We start from the raw sequence: 22,223 nt of genomic DNA on the forward strand, positions 1-22,223 counted from the left end.
ATGAACAAAGAAAAAACACTTAGAATCACAATCACTACTTTCTTTAGCATTGCGCTCCTTGGCGGATTCTTTTTTGGATACATTCTTTCTGAAGTAAATAAAGGAAAGGAGTTACAAAAGTTGGCATCATACCAACCTACAACTCCTACTAAACTTTATGATTCGAATGGAGTATTGTTCGCAGAACTATACCGCCATAAACAAGAGTTACTAAAATATAGTGACATTCCACCTCATGTAATCCATGCCTTTCTTTCTGTTGAGGATGATAACTTTTTTAATCACTTTGGAATTGATTTTTTAGCCATCGTTCGTGCTGCCATCAAAAACGTATTTGCTGGACGAATTGTACAAGGTGGATCTACCCTTACCCAACAGTTAGCAAAAACAATTTTACAACAAAGAAAAAAGACCTTTGGCCGTAAATTCTTAGAAGCTCTCCTTACCTTACAAATTGAACAAGAATACACTAAAGAAGAAATCTTAGAAATCTATTTTAATTTAATTTATTTAGGCCATGGAACTACTGGTCTATCTTCAGCAGCCAATGTGTATTTTCAAAAAGATGTCAGAGATTTGAGCATTGCAGAGGCTGCTATGCTTGCGAGACTTCCTAAAGCTCCTGTTACTTATTCCCCATTCAAAAATCCAAAAGAAGCAAAACAAGCTCACCTTGTGGTTTTGGGACTGATGGCAAAAAATGGTTTTATCCCAAAAGACCAAGTTCAAAAAATCCATGATGATTTTTGGGAAAGGTATTGGCCCGTTGTAATCACTCAATCACCATCTCGCTCTACTTGGGGAGCAAAACTCAATAGAGCTCCGTATTTTACGGAGTGGGTAAGACAAATTCTAGAGAAAGAACTTGGGGAAGAGGCCTTATACACTGGCGGACTACGAGTTTATACCACTCTTGATGTCAGAAAACAAGAGATTGCAGAAGAAGAACTGAGAAAAGGTCTTATCGAACAAGATAAATATGCTTTTGGTGCAAACTTCCGTTATGTGGGAAGGGCCGACCGAGGCCTTGTTTCTTTGTATAATTTATTCGGTTCTATTTTTCCGGTGGGAGTTCCTTACGTTACCAGTTTGGATGATAGACAAGTATTCCGACTTCATTTAGAAAAAGAAATGGCACCTGCCTTAGAGCTTTTGACCGATTTCACTCCTTCTGAAAATGAAAGTTCTGCAGTCAAAGAATTTCAAAGGTCATCTCTTGTATTTTCTTCCAACTTACACGTAGAAGGTGCTATCGTTACAATTGACCACCAAACTGGATATATCCAAACAATGGTGGGTGGTTCCAGATTCTCCCCAAAAAATCAATTTAACCGTGCCATGCAGGCAAGACGCCAAACTGGTTCTGCATTCAAACCATTTGTTTATGCTGCCGCAATTCAAAATAGAGCCGTCGGTTCCGGAACTGGAATTATGGATGCTCCTTTAACGACAATCACCGAAGAAGGAGAAGGTTATTCTCCACAAGACATCTCTGGTGATTTTAGAGGAATGGTTCCGTTATCTCGTGCTTTGTCTTTATCTCTTAATATTGTTTCTGTTCAGGTACTAATGAGAACAGGAACTGATGCTGTCATTGATTTTGCGTCCAAAGTTACTAAAGCAAATAAATCCAGGTTTCCTACTGGTCCTGCATTGGCACTGGGAGTTGCAGAGTTAACTCCGTATGAAATGGCCTTGGGATATTCTATTTTAGCAAATAAAGGAAAAGATGTAATTCCATTTAGTGTTCGTTATGTGCTAAACCAAAGTGGTTCTGTTGTTTATAATAAAGAAAAAGAAGTCCAAGAGACTCTTGCAGAGGAAGCAAAAAACGGTACGATCCAAATCATTCCTGAAGCCACAGCATATATCATTAAACAAATGTTAATTGGAGTGGCAATGGGAGGAACACCTACCCAAGCCCTTCGTGCCGCCGATAAAGGAAATTATAAAGGTGAATCCGGTGGAAAAACTGGCTCTACTTCCTCTTATACCAATGTTTGGTATGCGGGCTTTGATCCAAAATACACATCCATTGTTTGGATGGGTTTTGATAAATCCTCACTTTCTCTCGGAAAGGGTGTCACAGCCGCTGGTGTTGCTGCACCGATTTGGGGAAAGATGTACTCTCGTTGGTACAACGAAGGCCCTTATCCTGTTTTCTATCCGAATGGAAAAGCAGAAGAAATTCCGGCAGATGTGGTCAAAGGTGCCACTTGTGCCTTTAATGGACTTTCTCCTGGTCCCAACTGCCCTTTGACTGGGAATTTATTTTTAAAACCAATTACCATTGCAGGTCGCACTCTGGCCGTACCAGGTGGGAGACAGTGTGATGGGGACCGTGACCACTACCGCTCGATGGATCTTACTGACTTCCTCCAAAGAGAGCTAGAAATCTCGGACGATGAACTGAAATAAGTAACTCGCTTACGTAGGAAAGAAACGCACAAAGGTAAGTGACTTTCCTTTTTCAGGCTCTCACCCCTTTTTCTTAGGCAATTTATTTCTGATGCAACAATTTGCGTACTTTTTAAGCAAATTCACTCCTAATCTCTCAAAGGATTCTCCTTTGTTTGCCAATCTCTCTGCATTTAGGCCGTTTTGGGCCTGGCACGATAGTTGCATTAATGTAAGAGAACCATTGGTTCGGAGGGAATATGAAAAAGGCAATTCTAACCATTCTAGTTTTGGCACTTACCGCTTCCATTTCAGCTGGAGAGTCTTCTTTTATGAACGAAGACCTCGATTCCCTCATCAGCCAATATGATAAAGAAACACTCACTGCGATCTCAAATGAACTTGTGAAACTTGCAAGTGAAGAAGAGGGGATGGGAGAATTTGATTTAGCTTCAGGTCATTATTCAAGAGCAATTAAAATTAGAGAAGCGATTGGAATGAGCGAACACAAAAGTTTTGCTTCCATCCAATACCTTGCAAGCCAAGCCCACTCAAAGGCGGGAAACTTTTGTGAAGCTTCAACACATGCAAAAAAAGCAAGTGAAGCTTTCCGCCAACACGGGATTACAAAATTTGAACATAGAGCAAATGTAGAATACAAAGAATATGCACGTGCTTGTGCAGTTGTGGCATTCAGATAAAAACTATATGTAATGATTCTTTCTAGAGATGGTTACCCTTTTTTGATTCTTCTTCGAATCAATCCAACTTCACGTGGTTGTACACGTGGGGTTGGAATTCTTTTTTTCCATATTTCAACTTAGCTTTTTCGAACAAACTTGATCTTGTATAAGGCAGATCGGATTCCCAAGCAATTCCAAAGTCGGCTTCATGATAACCTGATTCAAATTGTAAGGGAAACAGAGATTTTCCGTCAAAGTAATACAACAACCGATGGTCAGTGATACGATTGGATTTTGAAGATTGAGGGGAACAAGGAAACGAGGAGAACCAATCTTTGCCCCTTGGGATTGTTTTATCAGTTTGAGTCGATTTGCATTTTACTTCGGAAATTGAATTTGTTTTGAGTAAAACCCATTCTCCTGATTTTTCAAATGTACCCGTTCCTTCTTTTTGATGGAATTCTGAATGGTCTTTGTAAACCTTCCATTCACTCCAAGTTTTTACAAACTGAGTGTTTTCTTTGAGTTGGATTTCTTCTTTCCAATACAAATGGAATTCTTTCGAGTTAAATGGTGATTTTTTTTCCGTTGGCCGGATATAAAAACCCAATGGAATCTTTGTATCTCGAGGAAGATCCGAAGGAAGTGTGCGGATCCAATCAATTTTGGGTGCACATTGGATATTAAAGAATAACAAACAAACAGAAAGAATCATCGGAAGTTTTCTTCCCATTTGTTTGTTGTTTGCTCTACTTTTTAGAAGTGAGGATTTAAAATTGGAAGTAGATAAAATCTTGTCCACCATCTCCAAAAATTCCAAGCAAAAGCAGAATGACCACTGATAGAATCGGCAGGAGAATATTTTGGTAGGGTTTTAATTTTTCATACACAAAGTTTGAATATTGGAACCAGTTGAACATAAGTCCCAAAGCTATGAAGGTAGGAAGTTCATCAACACGACTCAATGTTTCCCCGGTGTTTCTAAATGTTAAAACACCTTTGAAAATTTCAAAAGCAACAGACATGGATTCTTCTCCACGGGCTGCTGATCGAAAGAAAACTCCAGAAAAAGAAAAAATAATAAACACAACAATTGTACGAATGATTCCCACTAAAGGCAAAGTGTCAGGTAGAAATTTCTTTTTCCCTCTGCCTAAATACAAGGACCTCTCCACCCAAATCAATGCACCTAAATAAGCTCCCCAAAACACAAAAGCCCAATTGGCTCCGTGCCAGAGTCCACCAAGACACATAGTGATAAAAGAGTTTAGGTTGGAACGAAAGATTGAACCTTTACTTCCACCTAAAGGAATATAAATATAATCTCTTAACCAAGATGACAATGTGATATGCCATCTAGACCAAAGTTCCCGAAATGATTGAGAAAAAAACGGGCCTTGGAAGTTTTCTGGAATCTCATACCCAAGTAAATTGGCAGAACCACGTGCCATATCAGTGTAACCTGAAAAGTCGCAATACACTTGTACTGCGAAGGCAATTACGCTGAAAAATATAGAAAAACTGTCGAATTTAGCCGGATCCATAAAGATCGGAGAGATGATGGGCGCAATGTTTTCGGCAATGATCACTTTTTTGAAAAGTCCACCAATGATCAAAAACAAACCTTTTTTCATTCGGTCTGAATCGATTGTGGGATGATCGAGTTGCGGAAGAAAATCTTGCGATCGCATGATGGGACCTGCAATCAATTGTGGGAAGAATAGAATGAATAAAAAATAGTCCACAGCGGACATTCTTTTTTCAATAATTCCTCGGTGGATGTCCACCTGCACAGCAATGATTTGGAAGGTATAAAAACTAATCGCTAAAGGTAAAAAAATACTCCAAGAACCTGAAATTTCTTTGAATGCGGGATAACCTGTCAAAGAAAACAAAGATCCTGTAATAAAATAGAAATACTTAAAGAATCCTAAGTTGATTAAGTTTAACGCAACAATGGCAAAGAGTAGATGGTTATATTTTTCCCCTTTGTCTTTTTTACGAAAAATCCATTCACTAAATCCATAGTTGACTAAAATCACCAAAAGGAAATGAAACAGAAAAGGAAAACTGAAATAAGCGTAAAAGGTAAGTGAAGAAATTACAAGTAATGGTTTTCTACCTTTCTGAGGAATATTCCAGTAAATTAAATAAGTTAACGCAAAAAGTATTAAATAGGGAATAGAATTAAATAACATTGATTAGTTGGCCTTGAAATTATAGATCCCAAAGATAAAGAAATTTAGAATTGGTTCCAGTTCCTAAAATTTTATCAGCAATTCCTAAAGAAAACGGATTTTTATTAATATCAGTGGCTTGGTAAATGTTATCAACTCTGCCTTTTCCTCTTTGGTAAGTGATCACCCGTGGGTCACCATGGCGATTTCCTTGGAATTTAGGGTGTTGCATGATTTGATAAACGAAGTCATCAAAATATCCGATGAAATCAACCATACCTTCTTTCTTTGCTTGTTCTGCTGTGAAAATTCTTCCATCGCAGATTTCTCGGAGTCGACTTTCTGCTACGTTTGGTCTTCCTTTTTTGACTACTTCAAAAAACCTTCCATACAAACTGTCGATAATTGATTGAAGAATTTTTCTTTGTTCAGAAGTCATTTCTGAAATCGGTGAACCAAGGGCTTTGTTCGGGCCAGAAGTAAAAGACTGATCTTTGACTCCAATTTTATCCAATCCTTCTTTTACATTGATCCCTGACATGATGACACCGACAGAACCTGTAACAGTTGTTGGGTGAGCACCAATTCCATCAGTGGCCATCGCAATGTAATAAGCTCCACTGGCAGCCGTATCCATAAATCCAGCAAAAACAGGAATGGATTTTCTATTTTTAAATTTCAATACTTCTTGGTAAATGATATCACTAGCTGTTACAGTTCCACCTGGTGAGTTGATTTTTAAAATCACTGCTTTGACATCAGGATCACGTTCTGCATATTTTAAGGATTCTTTGATCCTTGCGACCATGGATTCTGTCGGAGGGCCGAAAAATGAATCTTTGGCATCATCCGTAATCATTCCTTCGATGGAGATAATCACGATTTTTTCTTGATCTCTTCCGGCTATGAGTTTCTCTTCGAAATCAGCCTTGCCACTTTGCGGAAACAGGTTCATACTGTTTCCAATAACACAAGATTCGGTAAAGAGAACCGAAAGCAGAACGACACAAACGAAAAGAAAAGACTTTCTTGAAGGCATACAAACCTTTCTAAGATCGCAAACTATGACTTCAATCATTTTTGGGAGATAAATCTTGTACCAACTGAAAACAAAACAGTCTTGTTTTGAAATCCACCCAACGGGCGGTGGCCAATGGCTTGGTTTGCATCTTTTGTCCCCGGTGGACGGAAAATCCGTCTCAGTGGTTTCGGGACACAAGCCCCCCGATCCTTTTTTCGCTTCCGGGTCTTTTTTGATGTTTCCTTGGGTGAATCGACTAGAACCTAACCCTTGGGCCCGGGAACCATTTTATCCCAGTACCCATTGGCTGACTGATGGGAACGGAATCCCTTTGCACGGCCTCTACCACAATCTCCCTCGACATTTGGTAAGAGAGGAGATCACCGATGGGGTTTCTTATGCAGAATTTGAAATGGAAATTCCCGCAACATGGAAGGGGAGTTTGCTCTCTCAAATCCAAGTGAAAGAATGTTACCAATTGTTTCCCTCGGAGTTAAAGGTCATCTACAGACTGACCAATGGATCTGACACAGAATTTCCATTTGCTTTAGGAATTCATCCATACTTTCGATGGAATGAGGATGAATCCATTGATGATCTTTTTTTATTTGGAAGTGGATTTCACAAAGTGAAGTTAGGAGATTATCTCTTACCAGAAAAAGTTCAGAAAGAAGATATAATTCTAAATTCAGAAGAAACTCTTATGGGAAAAAACTTGGATGATTTATACGCATCCATTGATGGCGAAAATTCTTACATTGGTCTTTTTTCTATGAATAAAAAAGAAAAACTCATCATCCAAGGTGGAGAGTTTTATCAGGTATATACTCCACAAGATCGTAGATCTATAGCGATAGAACCTATGACAGGTACTGGGAATTTTTTACACTTCCTTGGTGGTAATCCTAAAACGATTGCGCCTAAGACGGAAAAAAAGATCGAATTTTCCATTCGATTGGATCGTTTTTAAAAAAATCTCATCTCTTTATCGAACAAACTGTCTAAGGTAATAGAGGTTAGTCCAACAATGTCAGATGCCCTAGTGAATACATGCAAACAAATCAGTAAAAATTTATTAGAGATCAAATATTTCGCTGAAAAGAAAAACACTAGCCGAACTTCTGTTTACCGAGCTTTACAAGATAAAAAAATCAATGAAGTTGTGATAGGAAAAAACTCTCGTTTTATCATTTTGGATGATTCTGCGAAGAAGTGGAAACCTGGTAGACAGTCCTAAATTCTAATTCTTTTTCAAAAAGATTTTCCTCCTTCCATTCTGATTGGATTTGAGGATGGACCACTTTCCATATATCTTCAGGAATTAGGTTTCTGATTTTGGTAGGCAAAACAGAACGAAATCCAAAGTAAGGTAACAGGTATTCGTCGGTCTCTTTTTCGAGCATATATCCCAAAAAAGTATAAAAGACCCTACCAATACTTTCGTCGCTGTGTTTGTCTCGAGTTTTGACATACACTTCTGCAAACTTAGGATATGGAAATTTAAATTCTTTTTTAATCCATCGGTAGTGGATGGATTTTAGATACCCTGCGCGGAAGTAGAATTTTTTTTCACCTGTATAAACGAGAGGAATTGCTTGGGCGATGGAATCCTCATCTAATTTTAGATCCATTCGAAGTTTTGTATAACCTAGGTTCAGCCAAACAATCGAAAGGGGAGTCTTCCAAAACTGGTTCCATAAAAAAGAAAACCCATTTGGTTTTACTTTTCTCTCCCTAAATAAAACTGCATCTCGTAAAATTTCTGTTAGTTTGTTTAACTTTTTTTGGGTATAAAGTTTTGGAAAAATCCAGTGGTAGAGACTTTGCCAAAATGTTAAAGGAATGAATAAATTGACATTTAACTTGGCCTTTCCCAAGGCTTTTGGTTCTGTGTTCCAATCCATTACCACGACTGGGCGGAAAAAAGAAAACCCCTGGTAATCCCAATCCTTACAGATTTGTTTCAATTCTTTCTCTGTCATAGGGAGATGTTCTAATGAAATTGCGATAAAGATTGTTTTTTGGATTTTCCGCATTTTTTATACCATTCGGTCGATCTATGATATTAAGATGAATGATTTAGCCTTTGAGAATCAAAGTTTTTTATGGGGAAATGAAGCAGGACCCGTTCGAATCCTTTCTGAATACCTCCACCCCAAATCGGAATTCCAAACACATGGAATCACGGATACAATTGTTGTGTTTGGTTCAGCTCGCATTCCTTCTCCAGAAACTCCCAAAACAAATCCTCCTTCCCCGATTGAATCATTGAGCCATTATTATACAGAAGCATGTGAGTTTTCACGATTGATTTCCGAATGGGCCGATTTGTTCAAACAGGAAAATCCAGATAGAAATTTACACATTTGTACTGGCGGTGGGCCTGGGATTATGGAAGCCGGGAACCGGGGAGCAAAAGAGGCTGGATCCAAATCCGTTGCCCTAAATATTGTTTTGCCTCATGAACAACATGTAAATCCTTATGTTGATCCAGAACTTGCCTTTGAATTTCATTATTTTTTTATGAGAAAACTTTGGTTTATGAAAACTTGCCGGGGGATGATTGCCTTTCCTGGTGGGTTTGGAACCTTTGATGAACTATTTGAAACCCTCACCTTGGTCCAGACGGGAAAAAAATCCAGGATTCCTATTTTGTTGTACGGGACAGAATTTTGGACTAGTGTGATCAATTTCAAAAAACTAGCAGAGATGCGTCTGATTTCGGAAGAAGACCTCCATTTGTTTGGGTTTGCTGATACTCCCATCGATGCACTTCGTTTCTTTCAGGAAAAGATTCGTTTCGAATTGACCCATTCTGAGGGTACAAAAACATAGCGAAACAAGGTAATAATTATGGCTAGAACATGTGTAGTAACCGGAAAAGGAACGACGGCAGGGAACAATGTATCCCATTCTCATAAAAAGAACCGCCGTATCTGGAAGGTGAATGTGATCACAAAGAAAATCTTTTTAGAAGACGAGAACCGTTGGGTTCGCGTTAAGATTTCTACACGTGCTTTGAGAACTCTTCGTAAAAAAGGTTTGAAAGTGGCAATCAAAGACCACGGTGGCGATATCGCTGCAATCACTCCTAAAAAATACGTAGGGATTACTCCAAAAGCACAACCAGCAGCTTAAATTCTTTTAAGCGCACTTTTGGATTGAAACAATCCAGAAAAACACCAAAAGTCACCGAAGTCTACCGTCTCCTCGAGGCGGAGTTCGGTGCAGTAGAAACTCCCCTCACGTTTACGAAACCTTATGAATTAGCAATTGCGGTCATTTTAAGTGCACAATGTACTGATGAACGTGTAAACCAAGTCACACCCGAACTTTTTCGTACCTTTCCCACACTTGAATCTTTTGCAGAGGCACCTCTAACGGCCATAGAGAAAAAAATATTCTCCACAGGGTTTTATAAAAACAAAGCCAAAAGCATCCAGGGTTTTGCGCGGATGGTTCTTTCCGAATTCGGTGGTGAAATTCCAAAGACGATGGAAGAAGCCATTAAACTTCCTGGGTTTGGAAGGAAAACTGCCAATGTGGTTCTTGCAGAGATTTATGGAGTCGTGGAAGGATTCGTTGTGGACACCCATGTGAAACGACTCACCAAACGATTGGGTTTTACAAAAAAAACTGATCCCGTACAAATTGAACGGGAGATGATGAAGATGACTCCTAAGGAGATTTGCCGAAACCTATCTCTGTACCTAATATTTCTCGGTCGTAAGTACTGCCAGGCCCGCCGGACATTTTGTTCGACTTGTCCTCTTTCTTCCCTATGTCCTTCGTTTTCGGAGTAGGTTTCTCTAAACCTTCTTCTGTTTCCGATTCTTTTTTTTGTTTCCAAGAACGATTTCTATCTGTTAAGTTTATGGATTCTAATTTGTAATCCAAACGAATTAAGTTTCGTTTGCGAAAGAATAAATTCAAAGTGCCAAGTCTACCATAGTCTTTTGGGCATTCAATTTGGTGTACATTGGATAAATATCGAAACCTAGACATTGGTTTCCCTTCTACAAGAAGGAAGAGTGGGAGTTCTGGGTGGTTTTGCCAAGGTAGGAGAGGAATTTTGGTTTCATCGTCGTTATTTACATAAACAATCCAACCATCGTAGTCCTCAATATTTTTGACATCGATCAGTTCTTGAATAGAACCTAAACCAAGTTTGACGGGGCCATGGTTCATTTCTCTCGGTTTCCCAAGAGTGAATCCATCAAAGGGAAATTCTAAGGGTTTGTCTTTGGGCGTAAAAGGGTACAACATGTACCCTTTCCCACGTTTTAAGTCCAAATCCATTTTTTCTCGTTCAACAAATCCGAGAAGGGCACTGAGGCCCCCACGTCCTTCCTCATCCATACTGGTAAACAGTTCTTTACCACAATGGAAAAAAATTCGTAAAGGCCGGTCTTCTAAGCTTGGGTGAGCAAAAGAAACTGAGGAGAGAAGAAAAATCCCGAATGTAACACTGGGAAACGGGGATCTTCCAAGAAAAGAAAGACGGATATTCATAATTTGGGACCTTGGTTCTAAGAACGGAAGAAATCGAATCTGAATGAACCAAAAAACCTTCAGTCTGTCTAAACTAAGGGCAGAAAGGATGCCATGAACTTCTTTAAAAATCTAATTCTTTACGCTAAAATGGTTAAATTTTCCCATACACTCTTTGCTTTGCCCTTCGCTGGGATTAGTTTCCTCCTAGCTTATCTAGAATCCACGCTGGATACAGGTGATTTGCTCCGGATCGGGGCCCTTGTCCTTGTGTGTATGGTCACAGCCCGTAGCGCCGCGATGGGATTTAATCGTTATGTAGATTCGGAGATTGATGAAAAAAATCCCCGTACACAAAATAGAGAAATTCCTTCTGGAAAAATTTCCAAACTTTCGGCTCTTCTTTTCATTGGGCTTTCTTCTTTTATTTTTATCTTTGCCAGTTTCTTTGTGAACAAACTGGCATTTTTGCTCTCTTTTCCTGCACTGTTTGTTTTATTCCTTTATTCACTCACCAAACGATTCACTCTGTTTTGCCATTTGGTTTTGGGATTTGCAATTTCTCTTGCTCCTCTTGGTGCTTGGATTGCCATCACAGAAACTGTGAACTTGGTCCCAATTTTATTTTCTTTGGGACTACTCTTTCATATTTCCGCCTTTGATGTGTTATATGCCATTCAGGATATGGACTTTGACGCCAAAGAAAATCTTCATAGTATTCCTTCTCGTTTAGGAGAAACCAAATCAAGAGCCATCGCTGTTTTTCTCCATAGTTTTTCTTTTGTATTTTTTATTTATGCAGGGATCAGTGCCGGACTTGGGCTTATGTATTTCCTGATCCTTTCTGTGATTGGAATTTTAGTTTTGTATGAACATCGGATTTCTTACCAATACAAATCAAAAGATTTACCGATGGTTTTTTACCAAATCAATTCATGGATCAGCGTTGTTTTATTCCTGGCGATTTTATTTGATAAGTGGAATGAGTTTTTATTAAAAATTTCTTCGGGTATTAGTTTCTAATGAAACTTGTTGTAGGTCTTGCAGGTGCTAGCGGTAGTATTTATGCCGCCCGGTTTCTTCGTGCTTTGTCTGAGATAGAAGGCGAAACCTATATCACTGCAAGTCCTGCTGCATTACGGATTTTTTCCGAAGAGTATGAAACCAAAGTGGAGTCAGCAGAAGAGATTCTATCTTTTGTAGAAAACAAATGGAAAACAAAAACCAAACACAGGTTTCACGTTCGTAATTTTTTTGATATTGGTTCTGATATTGCCAGTGGTTCCAATACTTGGGATGGGATGGTTGTGATTCCTTGTAGTATGAAAACGGTTGCTTCGATGTCTGCGGGTCTCACGGAAAATTTAATTGAAAGGGCAGCCGATGTCAGTTTGAAAGAAAGAAGAAGACTGATTGTTGTGCCAAGAGAAACTCCCTACAACCGCATCCACCTAAAAAATCTTCTTAGTTTGGATGAAGCAGGTGCCATCATCCTTCCTGCCTCTCCTGGGTTTTACCAAATGCCAAAAACTTTAGATGACTTAGGAGATTTTATTGCGGGAAGGATTTTGAATCTTCTTGGGGTCAACCAAACTCTATTTCCTAAGTGGTTGGGGTAAAGTTCCGAAAGTAAGCAGTTGGTTTTCCATTATCACCTAAACAAACGTAGGTGATGTCACTTTCAATCACAGCAGACATTTTTCCCGTTTGTGGATTGTTCGTGATGGCCAAAGTGCGAGAGGTCACGGAAGATTTTCCATATTTTACGATTTTTCCGTAAATTTGAATGATGTCTCCGGCCCGAGCAGGGGATCGAAACACCACATTGTCCATACTCATGGTGACAATATTGGTATAACGGATTTTATTCATCACATACATTGCCATTCCCTCATCGATCCAGGAGAGCATTTTTCCCCCAAATAGATTGTTATGGTAGTTCAAATCGTCTGGTTGGACCAGGTGTTGGGTGACCAGTTCCATATCTTGGAGTTTGTTCTGAATCGTATCGACCATAAATACCAAAAAATATGTTTTCGATTTATTCGATACCAAAAACCCTAGAGAAAAGATTTCCGAACTATGTACTCTTACTCCCACAAAAACATCTTAGACACCCTCCAATTTTCCAAAGAAGACTTGGATTTTTTAATCGAAAAAACAAACCGTATGAGTGTCCTCCACGAATCGGGGGAAGCGTTTGGAATTCTGAATGGAAAACTCCTTGCCTCCTTATTTTTTGAAGCAAGCACACGAACACGTATGTCCTTTGAAGCAGCGATGGAGAGGCTTGGGGGAAGGCTCATCTCAACAGTGGGATTCCAGTTCTCTTCGATCTCAAAGGGCGAAACTCTTTATGACACTATGAAGATGATTGAAGCCTATGTGGACATAGCAGTCATCCGCCATCCAGTAGAAGGGTCATCTCGGATTGCAGCAGGGGCGGTCAATATTCCTGTGATCAATGCTGGAGATGGGGCTGGCCAACACCCTACACAGGCCCTTCTTGATTTATACACCATCGTTTCTGAGAAAGGAAAAATCGAAGGACTAAACATTGCCTTTATCGGAGATCTAAAATATGGAAGGACCATCCATTCCCTAATCAATCTTTTAAGACATTATCCAGTTCACTTATATCTCATTAGTCCTGAAGAACTCAAACTTCCAGAAAAATACAAAAAGAACTTAGAAGGTTTTCCCATGACTTGGGAAGAAACCACAGACATCAAAGCGTTTTGGGATGCCGATGTTGCTTATGTGACAAGGATCCAAGAAGAAAGATTTCCAGATCACAGAGAATACGAAAAACTAAAAGATATTTATAAGGTGAACAAAGAACTAGTTCTTGCCTCCAAAAAAGACACAACCATCCTCCATCCACTCCCACGTGTGAATGAACTTTCTACAGATGTAGATGATCTACCGAATGCAGCTTACTTCCGTCAGGCGAAATATGGTGTGGTGGTCAGAATGGTTTTACTTTGTCTGAGTCTCGGAGTGAATTTTGACTAAAAAGATTTGGACACTAGCGGAAGCAAAAGAAGTCCTTCCACTCGTGCGAGACATCACAAGAGAATACTATTTAAGAGCTAGTGTTCTTGCTGATGATGTAAGGAACAAATTATTACCAGAAAATGTTTTAGAAGCCAAAGAAGAAGAAATTGGTGAAATCGTAAACCATTGGACAAATGAAATTTTGGCAATGCAGATCGATGTCAAAGGATTGTGGTTGGTAGACTTTGATCATGGCAGTGGGTTCTATTGTTGGACCTGGGGCGAAGAAGACGTGTTATACGAGCATGGTTATTTTGAAGGATTTAGATCGAGAAAACTCATAGAGGAAAATAAAGAAGAAAATGACTCAGATAAATGAAAACTATTTAAAATTGAAAGCAGGATATCTTTTTCCTGAAATCGGAAGAAGAGTGAAGGCTTATTCAGATGCCAACCAAAGTGCAAAAATCATTCGCCTTGGGATTGGAGATGTGACTTTACCACTCGCGCCAACGATTGTGAATGCGATGGTTGATGCTGCAAAAGAAATGGGAAGTTCTGCAGGTTTTCATGGTTACGGCCCAGAACAAGGATATTCCTTTCTCATCCAAAAAATCATCGCTCATGATTATACTGCTCGCGGCGTCCAAATTGCAGAAGATGAAGTTTTTGTTTCTGATGGATCTAAATGTGACTGTGGAAACATCCAAGAGATTTTTTCTTTAGATAGTAAAATCGCCGTGGTTGATCCCGTGTATCCAGTGTATGTTGATACAAACGTAATGGCAGGTCGAACAGGAGAAGTGGGTGCAGACGGAAGATATGCGAATATCATTTATATGCCAGCCACCGAAGAAAACAATTTTGAACCAGACTTTCCAAAAGAAAAACCAGATATCATTTACCTTTGTTATCCCAATAACCCTACTGGAATGGTGGCAACAAAGGCACGCCTTACCGAATGGGTGAACTTTGCCAAAAAAATGGGAAGTATCATTCTGTATGATTCTGCTTACGAATCCTTTATCCAAGATCCTGCAATTCCAAAATCCATTTATGAAATCCCTGGTGCCAAAGAAGTAGCGATGGAATTTCGTTCGTTTTCTAAAACTGCAGGATTTACAGGAACACGCTGCGCTTACCTTGTGATTCCCAAAGACCTAAAAGGAAAAACAAAAGCGGGTGAAGAAATCAGTTTTAATTCTCTTTGGAACCGCCGCCACACCACCAAGTTCAATGGAGTGTCTTATGTGACACAAAAAGGTGCTGAGGCAATTTTCTCCGCACAAGGCCAAGTAGAAATAAAGGAACAAATTTCCTATTATATGCAAAACGCGAAACTCATCCGCGAAGGTTTGGCGACGGCAGGATACACCGTATTCGGTGGAACCAATGCTCCTTATATTTGGCTAAAAACCCCACGCGGATTAAAATCCTGGGAATTTTTTGACGAACTTTTGGGAAAAGCACAAGTGGTTGGGACTCCCGGCTCGGGATTTGGGCCGGCTGGAGAAGGATATTTTCGACTTTCTGCCTTTGGTAAGCGGGAAGACGTGATTTCTGCCATTGAACGAATCCAAAAAATGTAAAATTTAGTCCTGGTTTTTCCCGTAGCTCCGATATATAAAAACAAGGTAGAGCTATGGGAAAATGGAAATTCATCCTCTTTTTTGCAATGGTTGTGGGTCATATCTCACATATCAGCGCAGTATCTCCAGAACAGACGAATCTGGGGATTTTAATCTTTGAAAACAAAGAAAACTTAAATTTTATCAATGTTGCTCTGAGTAATTTGGCTCCTTCGCAAGAAGAAACACAAAGTTCGGCGCAACCTGGAGCTGAAACTCCCGCTGCGGATCCTTCCAAAAAGAATTTGGATTTTGATTATTTCAAACTCCTAAAAGCAGCCAACCAATCTGACTTTAGCGGAAACATGTGGTATCTGCAAAGTAACTATGTCTATGGATTTCGCCAACTTCGCCAAGCCCAAGGGGAGTTAAAAAATATTTTTGAAATCGTTCTTCAGAAATATATAGAAGATGCAAGAGCATTACTCGAAGCTGCGGCTCCTACCATCATTCGCTCCAATGATAATAACGCCAAAGCATTGTTACGTCTTGGTTTTCGTGACCTTCGTTCTTCAGAAGACCTTTACACAACTGGTCTCAACTCAAGCCCACACCAATACCGATACAAACTCACTCTTTATAAAGAAGGGATTCTTACGCTCCGTCGTGCGAAACGTTTTGCCATCCTTGCGATGATTTATAGCAAAACACCAGATGAGGACAAACCAGAATACCAATACCGATCCAACGAGGATTTAAAAGATGCTCGTAATGAAGAAAAACAACGTAACTACGAGAAGGTGAGAGATACCATCATCAACTTCGTAGAAAACAAACGTATGGAAAGAACGGTGGTTCCTCCCGGAAACCCGGATGCAAAACCTTTGGATCTTTTAGAACAACATGATGACAATTATGGACTCATCACTTCTAAAAAATTGGATCTACTTATGGAAGCCAATGCACAAATCAAAGAGACGGAAGGTGCAAGACGTGAGTCAGTTCCTCCAACTCCAAAGTTTGATGAAAACGGAAAAGCCATCTACCCAGAAGAAAAGAAAAAATAATATGAAGTGGATTACAAGTGTTATCATCTTAAGTTTCACTTTGGGACTTGTGGCCAAAACCACAATGTCTTACAGGGAACGTAAAAAACAATTAGATGGAAAAATAGCACTTGTACTCGATATCAAAGAACAGTTGAAGTTAGAGCCAGAAACTGGTAAAACTTCAATTGAATCCATCCGCACCCAAGTGGAAGAAACTTACCGTGCAGGTAACCGAGTGGAAATTGAAAAAACACTTTCCCTTGCCGAAGGGGACCTTCTTGTCACGCAACGAAAACTCTGTTTTCCCATGGAAGAATCAGCAAACGGGCTCTACCAAAAAGCCATGGGACAATGGATCCTTCTTGAAGGAGAAGAAAAATCTGGTGCAAAAACTTTGGAATGGGATACCAAAGAAAAAATCCAAAGATACCTTTTGATGGCAAAAAGTGAAAAAGACCACGCAAAAGAATACTTTTTGTCTGGGAATTACCAACTATCACTGCATACATACAAACGTTCGCTAGTTTACAGTCTTATGTCTTTACGATCGCAAAAAGCTGAGATCCCTGAAGAATACCAGTTGGCTGATAGTGTTTGGGTCCAACCAATTTGGATGGGACTTCATAAACAAAAGCAAACCTCAATCCAAGAAAACTAAAAATTTCGATTTTCACTGATAACAAATTCGAAAGAATGACTGCTTAGTGAAGTTCGAATCACTTTATCGTCATTTTTTGCTGACTAAGGCAACCCACCTTCCTGTGATTTCGGAAGACGGGGAACTTTTAGGTCTTCTTTCCAAAGATCGAGTTCACCGAGAGTTGTCTGATCTGGGAAGAGAGAGGGAAGACCTTGACGAGATTCCTTTGGACATCCTCGAAAATGAACTTCACGAAAATCTTTTGCTCTATTTTAAAGAATCCACTCAGATCCCCGTTATTGGCCTGGACGGAGAAAAAAAAGACAATTGGGACAAACCTAGGTTTCTTGCTGCCTTCACTCGTTTTGATTCTACTAATGTCAGAGATCCCAAACTCGAAGAAATTGAATCCAAACTAGAAAAGAAAAAAGAAAACGCAGACTCTGTGCAGTGGTTTATGGAGTTAATTCTTTCCCATTTCCCCGATGGACTTCTTGCGACTGATGTCAACGGATCCACTATTTTTTATAACGAAACCTTCGAAACCAATATTCTCACCAAACCTTTGTTTCGTGACTCTTTGCAGTTGACTGAAAAATACCTTCACAATCTCAATCGGGAAGTCCTAGCCACTTATCTTAAGGATCATGATTTGACTTTGGGTAAAGATGCTGACACAAATGTATTACATACGAACATCACAGAACTTCGTACAAACCTTCGCATCATCACTTTAAAAAAAGAGAAAAAGGTAGTTGGTTTTTTATATCATTTTTCGCCATCAAACTTTGCAGGTCCTACCGGAACTGGGAATTCTGAATTCCCAAATATGGATGAAGCTTTCCGTTCTAAACTTCCTTTAGAATCAGTTCTAGAAGAAATGGAAGCGCATTACATCCATAAGTCGCTAAAAAGAAATTCCAATAATATCTCTCATGCCGCAACGGAACTTGGTGTCCCAAGGACTACCTTACAAAACAGAATTCGTTTTTTAAAACTTTCGGAACGGTTTCAGAATGAGGCCAAGGTAAAGTCCGTAATTCCGAGAAAACGCTCTGAAAAACCGGAAGAAAAACAAAAAAAAGTTTCCCCGAAAAAAAAGGCAATCTCTCCGAATCAGGCAAAAACCAAGGAGAAACCTATGAAATCTTCAAAACCAAAGGCGAAAGCGAAGAAACAGAGCCCAAAACCAACACAAGTGGGGAAAAAGTCGAAAAAAAGACGTTGACGAAAACACTCGGAAAAACAATTTTTTCATTACCGTTTGAGAAAACACCTCCGCACTTCGCTGTTTCACTTGCATACTTAACTTGCACAAATGGTTTCCCGAATTTAATCAAATACCCTAACAAATCAATGTAGAACAATCTATGGCATCACGCAAACAAGAAGAAATCCAAGTTAACCCTCCTGAAGAACCAACTGAATATACTAACGGCATCATGGACCAAGAAGATGGTTCCGAACCTCCGAAACAATTTAAGAAGAAAAAGAACCGATACGAAGGTCCAATTCCTCCTCCTCTCGATTTAGTCGAACTCAAGAAAAAAAATATCAACGAACTGGCTGATCTTGCCAAAGGTTTGGGTGTTGAAAACACTCATGGTTTGAAAAAACAAAACTTGATGTTTGCTCTTCTCCAAGCACAAACCGAAAAAGACGGACAAGTGCATGCAGCAGGCGTAATGGAAAGACTTCCTGATGGGTATGGGTTCCTTCGTTCACCTGACTACAATTATGTGCCAGGTCCAGATGATATTTATGTTTCTCCTTCCCAAATCAAATTGTTTGGCCTTCGCACAGGAGATACTGTCACTGGTCTGATTCGACCACCGAAAGAAGCGGAACGATTTTTTGCCATGTTACGTGTGGAATCCATCAACGGTTTCCCTGTGGAAGTGGCCCAAAAAAGAAATTTATTTGATAACCTAACACCTCTTTATCCCAACGAAAGAATCAATATGGAGTTTGATCCAAGTCATTTGGACACTCGTGTGATTGACCTTATGTGTCCGATTGGAAAAGGGCAAAGAGCTCTTATCGTTGCCCCTCCAAGAACTGGTAAAACAGTTCTTATGCAATCCATTGCCAATGCGATTACAAGAAATCACCCAGAAATTTTTCTTATTGTTCTCCTAATTGATGAACGTCCTGAAGAAGTAACAGACATGGCTCGCCATGTAAAAGGGGAAGTGGTAAGTTCAACATTTGATGAACCAGCACAACGCCACGTCCAAGTGGCAGAGATGGTCATTGAAAAAGCAAAACGACTTGTGGAACATGGAAAGGATGTGGTCATCCTACTCGACTCCATCACAAGACTTGCCCGTGCTTACAACCAAGTGGTTCCTACTTCGGGAAAAATCCTTTCCGGTGGTGTGGACTCCAATGCCCTTCACAAACCAAAACGTTTTTTTGGAGCAGCAAGGAATATCGAAGAGGGTGGGTCACTCACCATCATCGCCACTGCCCTTATTGACACTGGTTCCCGAATGGACGAGGTGATTTTTGAGGAATTTAAGGGAACGGGAAATATGGAAATCCATTTGGACCGTAAACTTGCAGACAAACGAATTTTCCCTGCCATTGACATCAACCGTTCCGGCACAAGAAAAGAGGAACTCCTACTTCCGCAAGATACCCTCACTCGAGTCTTTATCCTTCGAAAAGTACTTTCTCCTATGAGTATCACCGAAAGTATGGAACTATTGATTGAAAAAATGCGTGGCGCAAAGACGAACGACCAATTCCTCGCCAGCATGAATACGAACTAAAAGGGCCACCATGAAAACTGACATACATCCAAAATACGTTTCTGCAAAAATCAAATGCGCTTGTGGTACAGTGATCGATACAAGATCCACTGCTGGGGATATCAGCGTGGAAATTTGTTCCAACTGCCACCCATTCTTTACCGGAAAATCCAAACTAGTGGATACAACTGGTCGAGTAGACAAGTTCAAGAAAAAATACAAAATGAAGTAAGAGGCTTTGGCCTCAGATCCGTCTAACTAATAACGGGGGAACAACTCATGGCAGTAATGGACTTTGCTCGCTACAAAGAAATCAACGACCAAAGGATGAATTACCGTGAGATGGATGACGCGACTGTCGTCTCCTATTACCGCAACACAGGTTGCGGAGACGGATACCGAATTTATTTAAAGTTAGACGAAAATCAAGTTGTGGAAGACGCAAGTTACACCACAACAGGTTGTGGGTTTGGGATTGTTGCGCTCGCGATGGCAACTGAGTATGCAAAAGGCAAATCTTTAACTGAACTCAAAAGCCTAACTCCTGAAACCTTAGAAACCCTTTTCGAATTTCCAGAAAGAAGAAAAAACTACCCTGAGTCTGCAGTTGCTGCTCTTAAAAAAGCAGTTGAAGATTATGAGTCAGGACAAGGTGTTCCCAAAGAAAACCGAATCACAAAATCGCAAACCATGGAACTCCTCCACAACCAAGGCCACCTTCGGGAAGCCAAGTTATCCAGTGTTATGTTGGAAAAAGAGAAGTTAGATGGAGTGGATTTTAGCGGAGCTGATCTTCACAATGCCTTCTTACAAAACTCTAGTTTCGTGGGCGCTAACTTCGAAGGTGCCAACCTGAAAGCTTCTTTTTTTAATGGAGCGGATCTAAGAAACGCAAACTTCCGTGGTGCGGATCTCCGATTTGCCAAACTTGCCTCTGCCAAAATTGAAGGTGCTGATTTTACTGACGCCATTTATGATATTGGAACACGAGTGGATCATAGCCAAATGTACATCTTTGATGTCATGAAAAAAGCAGGTAAGGATCTCTATGTGAAAAAAGAGGATGGGGAATGAAGCCAGGCGATAAGGCAAAACTCACCAAACAAACCTTTCTGCACAAAGGGATCTTTATTTTTACTGGTTCTACAGTGGAAATCAAAGAAATCCAATCCGAAAAAGCCATTGTTGTTTATAACGATAAAGAAGGATACCCACACGATTTGGAGATGAATCTGACGGATTTGGCCCCGCTTTCCTAAAGCCGATTTTCTTGACACAAATCTAGAGAATCGTAACGTATTGTTAATCCAACTATGTTGATTCTAAGCCACCGTCAGGAAAATCACCTGCTTCTATCGATCCAAAGGGATGTCCTGATGGAAAACTCGCGCGAGTTTTACCAAGAATTTGAGAAGGCAATCGACAGTCAGAATTTTGGAAAACTGACTATGGATTTCCACTCAGTAAAGTTTTTGGATTCGAGTGGGATCGGTGCGGTGATCAAGGCATCATCTGCGCTACACAACCGCGGGGTTGAAATCTTTGTCACCAATTTGAATAAAAACCTAAACTCCGTTTTTCGCCTTTCTGGGCTCAATCATATTCTTTCTATTTTAACTTTAGATGAATACCTTTCTAAATTTCCAGAGTTTCAAAAAACTCTAGAGGCATAAGCGTAATGAAACTTTTCCAAATATTTTCCCTTATCATTTTATCAATCCTTTTGCATTCATGTGCCTCAGGTGTAAAGTCTCGTAACCTTCTGTTCCGTAGTAATGAATTTGCAATTTATACAGTCAATCGAGACAAAATTAATTTAAAATCTGAATCTTCTGTTCCTAAAACCTTGGCCCATCCTTTAGAAATTTCCGAAGATAAAATTTTGGATTTACTGGGGAATATTAAATTCCGTGAAGAAAGTTCTTACGGAGATGTAAACCAGTACATCTTTGAAGAAAAAGAAATCAAAGAATTCGCCATGGATCTTGCAGATGGTTTGCAAAAATTAAAATCAGACCAAATCCTACTCGTTATCTCTAAATACAATCCTGTGAAATCGGTGGTTTCTCATTATTCTCGAACTGGATTTTATATTTGGTCATCTGATACTTCCATTGAGATTTTATTTGGGGAACTTCAAAAAGAAATCACCTATGATGAACAAGGGAATTATTATGATTGGTCCAATATCCCTGATATTCCGTTTGAACACTTCCCAACATCGACATATGTTTTACAAGGACAAGGTTTTTCTTTTAAAAAGGTTTCTGGGTTTCGCAACAAACACTGGTTAGTTTTTGATAAAGCTGATTTGACCAAATTAAAATTTGAAAAACGGAAAAAAACTACAGTTCCGGAAGTAATAAACTCTGTGGATGCAGATCTTAAACCTGAAAAAAGAATTTCTCGTGATGAAGAAGATGGAATCATCAACGGAGATTAAAAAA

At 39.7% G+C, this 22,223-nt stretch carries 26 protein-coding genes; 21 read left to right on the forward strand and 5 right to left on the reverse strand.

All coding sequences use genetic code 11. The features are described from left to right. Together EHR01_RS00550 and EHR01_RS00555 are read left to right on the forward strand one after the other, a co-directional pair. Entirely contained in the window at window positions 1–2,418 is a 2,418-nt protein-coding gene (locus tag EHR01_RS00550; RefSeq protein ID WP_135692565.1) for a penicillin-binding protein 1A, read from the forward strand. Between the two features lie 239 nt (window positions 2,419–2,657). Beyond that, the gene (locus tag EHR01_RS00555; protein ID WP_135692567.1) at window positions 2,658–3,098 is read left to right on the forward strand and encodes a tetratricopeptide repeat protein; all 441 of its coding nucleotides are present in this window, start codon (window positions 2,658–2,660) and stop codon (window positions 3,096–3,098) included. 58 nt (window positions 3,099–3,156) lie between these two features. Here the strand turns inward: EHR01_RS00555 and EHR01_RS00560 are convergent, their stop codons facing one another. The 3 genes from EHR01_RS00560 to sppA are packed head-to-tail and all read right to left on the reverse strand — an operon-like array spanning window position 3,157 to window position 6,296. Then, on the reverse strand, window positions 3,157–3,885 hold the full coding sequence (locus EHR01_RS00560) for a hypothetical protein (RefSeq protein WP_208721719.1): 729 nt from the start codon (window positions 3,883–3,885) through the stop codon (window positions 3,157–3,159). Next, complete coding sequence (locus EHR01_RS00565) at window positions 3,851–5,278, reverse strand: MBOAT family O-acyltransferase (RefSeq protein ID WP_135692569.1); 1,428 nt, start codon at window positions 5,276–5,278, stop codon at window positions 3,851–3,853. The genes EHR01_RS00560 and EHR01_RS00565 overlap by 35 nt, the downstream gene beginning before the upstream one ends. A 19-nt stretch (window positions 5,279–5,297) precedes the next feature. After that, entirely contained in the window at window positions 5,298–6,296 is a 999-nt protein-coding gene (sppA, locus tag EHR01_RS00570; protein WP_167482914.1) for a signal peptide peptidase SppA, read from the reverse strand. A 55-nt stretch (window positions 6,297–6,351) separates the two neighbouring features. Between sppA and EHR01_RS00575 the strand changes: the two genes are divergently transcribed. Together EHR01_RS00575 and EHR01_RS00580 are read left to right on the forward strand one after the other, a co-directional pair. Beyond that, window positions 6,352–7,248, forward strand: a complete 897-nt coding sequence (locus tag EHR01_RS00575; RefSeq protein ID WP_135692572.1) for an aldose 1-epimerase — start codon at window positions 6,352–6,354, stop codon at window positions 7,246–7,248. A 57-nt stretch (window positions 7,249–7,305) separates the two neighbouring features. Beyond that, on the forward strand, window positions 7,306–7,515 hold the full coding sequence (locus EHR01_RS00580) for a hypothetical protein (protein ID WP_004787737.1): 210 nt from the start codon (window positions 7,306–7,308) through the stop codon (window positions 7,513–7,515). Here the strand turns inward: EHR01_RS00580 and EHR01_RS00585 are convergent. Further along, a complete protein-coding gene (locus tag EHR01_RS00585; RefSeq protein ID WP_135692574.1) occupies window positions 7,466–8,314 on the reverse strand; it encodes a hypothetical protein in 849 nt (282 codons plus the stop codon). The two genes, EHR01_RS00580 and EHR01_RS00585, sit on opposite strands and share 50 nt — an antisense overlap. Window positions 8,315–8,348: 34 nt before the next feature. Here EHR01_RS00585 and EHR01_RS00590 point away from each other — a divergent pair, with 34 nt between their 5' ends. The 5 genes from EHR01_RS00590 to EHR01_RS00610 all read left to right on the forward strand — a co-directional run bounded on the left by EHR01_RS00590 (window position 8,349) and on the right by EHR01_RS00610 (window position 12,388). Continuing rightward, window positions 8,349–9,113, forward strand: coding sequence for an LOG family protein (locus EHR01_RS00590; protein WP_135692576.1), 765 nt, complete (start codon window positions 8,349–8,351; stop codon window positions 9,111–9,113). An 18-nt stretch (window positions 9,114–9,131) separates the two neighbouring features. Further along, window positions 9,132–9,416: a 50S ribosomal protein L28 gene (rpmB, locus tag EHR01_RS00595; RefSeq protein WP_004785895.1), complete on the forward strand. Its 285-nt coding sequence runs from the start codon at window positions 9,132–9,134 to the stop codon at window positions 9,414–9,416. Between the two features lie 23 nt (window positions 9,417–9,439). Then, on the forward strand, window positions 9,440–10,081 hold the full coding sequence (gene nth / locus EHR01_RS00600; RefSeq protein WP_135692578.1) for an endonuclease III: 642 nt from the start codon (window positions 9,440–9,442) through the stop codon (window positions 10,079–10,081). An 802-nt stretch (window positions 10,082–10,883) separates the two neighbouring features. Next, window positions 10,884–11,792, forward strand: coding sequence for a UbiA-like polyprenyltransferase (locus EHR01_RS00605; protein WP_135692580.1), 909 nt, complete (start codon window positions 10,884–10,886; stop codon window positions 11,790–11,792). Further along, on the forward strand, window positions 11,792–12,388 hold the full coding sequence (locus EHR01_RS00610; RefSeq protein WP_135692581.1) for a UbiX family flavin prenyltransferase: 597 nt from the start codon (window positions 11,792–11,794) through the stop codon (window positions 12,386–12,388). Before EHR01_RS00605 ends, EHR01_RS00610 begins: the two co-directional genes overlap by 1 nt. On the opposite strand, the gene EHR01_RS00615 is transcribed toward EHR01_RS00610, so the two are convergent. Beyond that, on the reverse strand, window positions 12,372–12,785 hold the full coding sequence (locus EHR01_RS00615; RefSeq protein ID WP_135692583.1) for an acyl-CoA thioesterase: 414 nt from the start codon (window positions 12,783–12,785) through the stop codon (window positions 12,372–12,374). The genes EHR01_RS00610 and EHR01_RS00615 overlap by 17 nt on opposite strands. Window positions 12,786–12,851: 66 nt before the next feature. Here EHR01_RS00615 and pyrB point away from each other — a divergent pair, with 66 nt between their 5' ends. The 12 genes from pyrB to EHR01_RS00675 all read left to right on the forward strand — a co-directional run bounded on the left by pyrB (window position 12,852) and on the right by EHR01_RS00675 (window position 22,219). After that, entirely contained in the window at window positions 12,852–13,784 is a 933-nt protein-coding gene (gene pyrB / locus EHR01_RS00620) for an aspartate carbamoyltransferase (protein ID WP_135692585.1), read from the forward strand. Then, window positions 13,777–14,145: a DUF2203 domain-containing protein gene (locus tag EHR01_RS00625; protein ID WP_135692587.1), complete on the forward strand. Its 369-nt coding sequence runs from the start codon at window positions 13,777–13,779 to the stop codon at window positions 14,143–14,145. Before pyrB ends, EHR01_RS00625 begins: the two co-directional genes overlap by 8 nt. Next, window positions 14,129–15,355: an LL-diaminopimelate aminotransferase gene (locus EHR01_RS00630; protein WP_135692589.1), complete on the forward strand. Its 1,227-nt coding sequence runs from the start codon at window positions 14,129–14,131 to the stop codon at window positions 15,353–15,355. Before EHR01_RS00625 ends, EHR01_RS00630 begins: the two co-directional genes overlap by 17 nt. 53 nt (window positions 15,356–15,408) lie before the next feature. Further along, window positions 15,409–16,401 carry an adhesin OmpL37 family surface protein gene (locus tag EHR01_RS00635; RefSeq protein ID WP_135692592.1) on the forward strand — a complete coding sequence of 331 codons (993 nt, stop codon included), beginning with the start codon at window positions 15,409–15,411 and terminating at the stop codon, window positions 16,399–16,401. Window position 16,402: 1 nt separating this feature from the next. Next, window positions 16,403–17,041, forward strand: coding sequence for a hypothetical protein (locus tag EHR01_RS00640; protein ID WP_135692594.1), 639 nt, complete (start codon window positions 16,403–16,405; stop codon window positions 17,039–17,041). A gap of 46 nt (window positions 17,042–17,087) precedes the next feature. Beyond that, window positions 17,088–18,251 carry a helix-turn-helix domain-containing protein gene (locus EHR01_RS00645; protein ID WP_135692596.1) on the forward strand — a complete coding sequence of 388 codons (1,164 nt, stop codon included), beginning with the start codon at window positions 17,088–17,090 and terminating at the stop codon, window positions 18,249–18,251. Between the two features lie 142 nt (window positions 18,252–18,393). Continuing rightward, the gene (gene rho, locus EHR01_RS00650) at window positions 18,394–19,797 is read left to right on the forward strand and encodes a transcription termination factor Rho (protein WP_004784490.1); all 1,404 of its coding nucleotides are present in this window, start codon (window positions 18,394–18,396) and stop codon (window positions 19,795–19,797) included. Window positions 19,798–19,807: 10 nt separating this feature from the next. Further along, window positions 19,808–20,008: a 50S ribosomal protein L31 gene (rpmE, locus tag EHR01_RS00655; protein WP_100791481.1), complete on the forward strand. Its 201-nt coding sequence runs from the start codon at window positions 19,808–19,810 to the stop codon at window positions 20,006–20,008. 47 nt (window positions 20,009–20,055) lie between these two features. After that, a complete protein-coding gene (locus tag EHR01_RS00660; RefSeq protein ID WP_135692597.1) occupies window positions 20,056–20,850 on the forward strand; it encodes a pentapeptide repeat-containing protein in 795 nt (264 codons plus the stop codon). Continuing rightward, on the forward strand, window positions 20,847–21,035 hold the full coding sequence (locus EHR01_RS00665; RefSeq protein WP_135692599.1) for a hypothetical protein: 189 nt from the start codon (window positions 20,847–20,849) through the stop codon (window positions 21,033–21,035). The genes EHR01_RS00660 and EHR01_RS00665 overlap by 4 nt, the downstream gene beginning before the upstream one ends. Window positions 21,036–21,152: 117 nt before the next feature. Then, a complete protein-coding gene (locus EHR01_RS00670; protein WP_004785957.1) occupies window positions 21,153–21,449 on the forward strand; it encodes an STAS domain-containing protein in 297 nt (98 codons plus the stop codon). Window positions 21,450–21,454: 5 nt separating this feature from the next. Beyond that, window positions 21,455–22,219, forward strand: a complete 765-nt coding sequence (locus EHR01_RS00675) for an LA_1326/LA_4305 family lipoprotein (RefSeq protein WP_135692601.1) — start codon at window positions 21,455–21,457, stop codon at window positions 22,217–22,219. Window positions 22,220–22,223 lie beyond the last annotated feature (4 nt).

This window comes from Leptospira mtsangambouensis, assembly GCF_004770475.1.
In the GTDB taxonomy this organism is placed as follows: domain Bacteria; phylum Spirochaetota; class Leptospiria; order Leptospirales; family Leptospiraceae; genus Leptospira_A; species Leptospira_A mtsangambouensis.

Coding starts and splice junctions, on each gene's coding strand:
- EHR01_RS00560 (WP_208721719.1), bottom strand. CDS start 3,885: ATGGTGGACAAGATTTTATCTACTTCCAATTTTAAATCCTCACTTCTA.
- EHR01_RS00580 (WP_004787737.1), top strand. CDS start 7,306: ATGTCAGATGCCCTAGTGAATACATGCAAACAAATCAGTAAAAATTTA.
- EHR01_RS00555 (WP_135692567.1), top strand. CDS start 2,658: ATGAAAAAGGCAATTCTAACCATTCTAGTTTTGGCACTTACCGCTTCC.
- EHR01_RS00635 (WP_135692592.1), top strand. CDS start 15,409: ATGGGAAAATGGAAATTCATCCTCTTTTTTGCAATGGTTGTGGGTCAT.
- EHR01_RS00665 (WP_135692599.1), top strand. CDS start 20,847: ATGAAGCCAGGCGATAAGGCAAAACTCACCAAACAAACCTTTCTGCAC.
- EHR01_RS00590 (WP_135692576.1), top strand. CDS start 8,349: ATGAATGATTTAGCCTTTGAGAATCAAAGTTTTTTATGGGGAAATGAA.
- sppA (WP_167482914.1), bottom strand. CDS start 6,296: ATGCCTTCAAGAAAGTCTTTTCTTTTCGTTTGTGTCGTTCTGCTTTCG.
- EHR01_RS00615 (WP_135692583.1), bottom strand. CDS start 12,785: ATGGTCGATACGATTCAGAACAAACTCCAAGATATGGAACTGGTCACC.
- EHR01_RS00660 (WP_135692597.1), top strand. CDS start 20,056: ATGGCAGTAATGGACTTTGCTCGCTACAAAGAAATCAACGACCAAAGG.
- rpmE (WP_100791481.1), top strand. CDS start 19,808: ATGAAAACTGACATACATCCAAAATACGTTTCTGCAAAAATCAAATGC.
- rpmB (WP_004785895.1), top strand. CDS start 9,132: ATGGCTAGAACATGTGTAGTAACCGGAAAAGGAACGACGGCAGGGAAC.
- EHR01_RS00630 (WP_135692589.1), top strand. CDS start 14,129: ATGACTCAGATAAATGAAAACTATTTAAAATTGAAAGCAGGATATCTT.
- EHR01_RS00675 (WP_135692601.1), top strand. CDS start 21,455: ATGAAACTTTTCCAAATATTTTCCCTTATCATTTTATCAATCCTTTTG.
- rho (WP_004784490.1), top strand. CDS start 18,394: ATGGCATCACGCAAACAAGAAGAAATCCAAGTTAACCCTCCTGAAGAA.
- EHR01_RS00585 (WP_135692574.1), bottom strand. CDS start 8,314: ATGCGGAAAATCCAAAAAACAATCTTTATCGCAATTTCATTAGAACAT.
- EHR01_RS00670 (WP_004785957.1), top strand. CDS start 21,153: ATGGAAAACTCGCGCGAGTTTTACCAAGAATTTGAGAAGGCAATCGAC.
- EHR01_RS00640 (WP_135692594.1), top strand. CDS start 16,403: ATGAAGTGGATTACAAGTGTTATCATCTTAAGTTTCACTTTGGGACTT.
- EHR01_RS00610 (WP_135692581.1), top strand. CDS start 11,792: ATGAAACTTGTTGTAGGTCTTGCAGGTGCTAGCGGTAGTATTTATGCC.
- pyrB (WP_135692585.1), top strand. CDS start 12,852: ATGTACTCTTACTCCCACAAAAACATCTTAGACACCCTCCAATTTTCC.
- EHR01_RS00550 (WP_135692565.1), top strand. CDS start 1: ATGAACAAAGAAAAAACACTTAGAATCACAATCACTACTTTCTTTAGC.
- EHR01_RS00565 (WP_135692569.1), bottom strand. CDS start 5,278: ATGTTATTTAATTCTATTCCCTATTTAATACTTTTTGCGTTAACTTAT.
- EHR01_RS00605 (WP_135692580.1), top strand. CDS start 10,884: ATGAACTTCTTTAAAAATCTAATTCTTTACGCTAAAATGGTTAAATTT.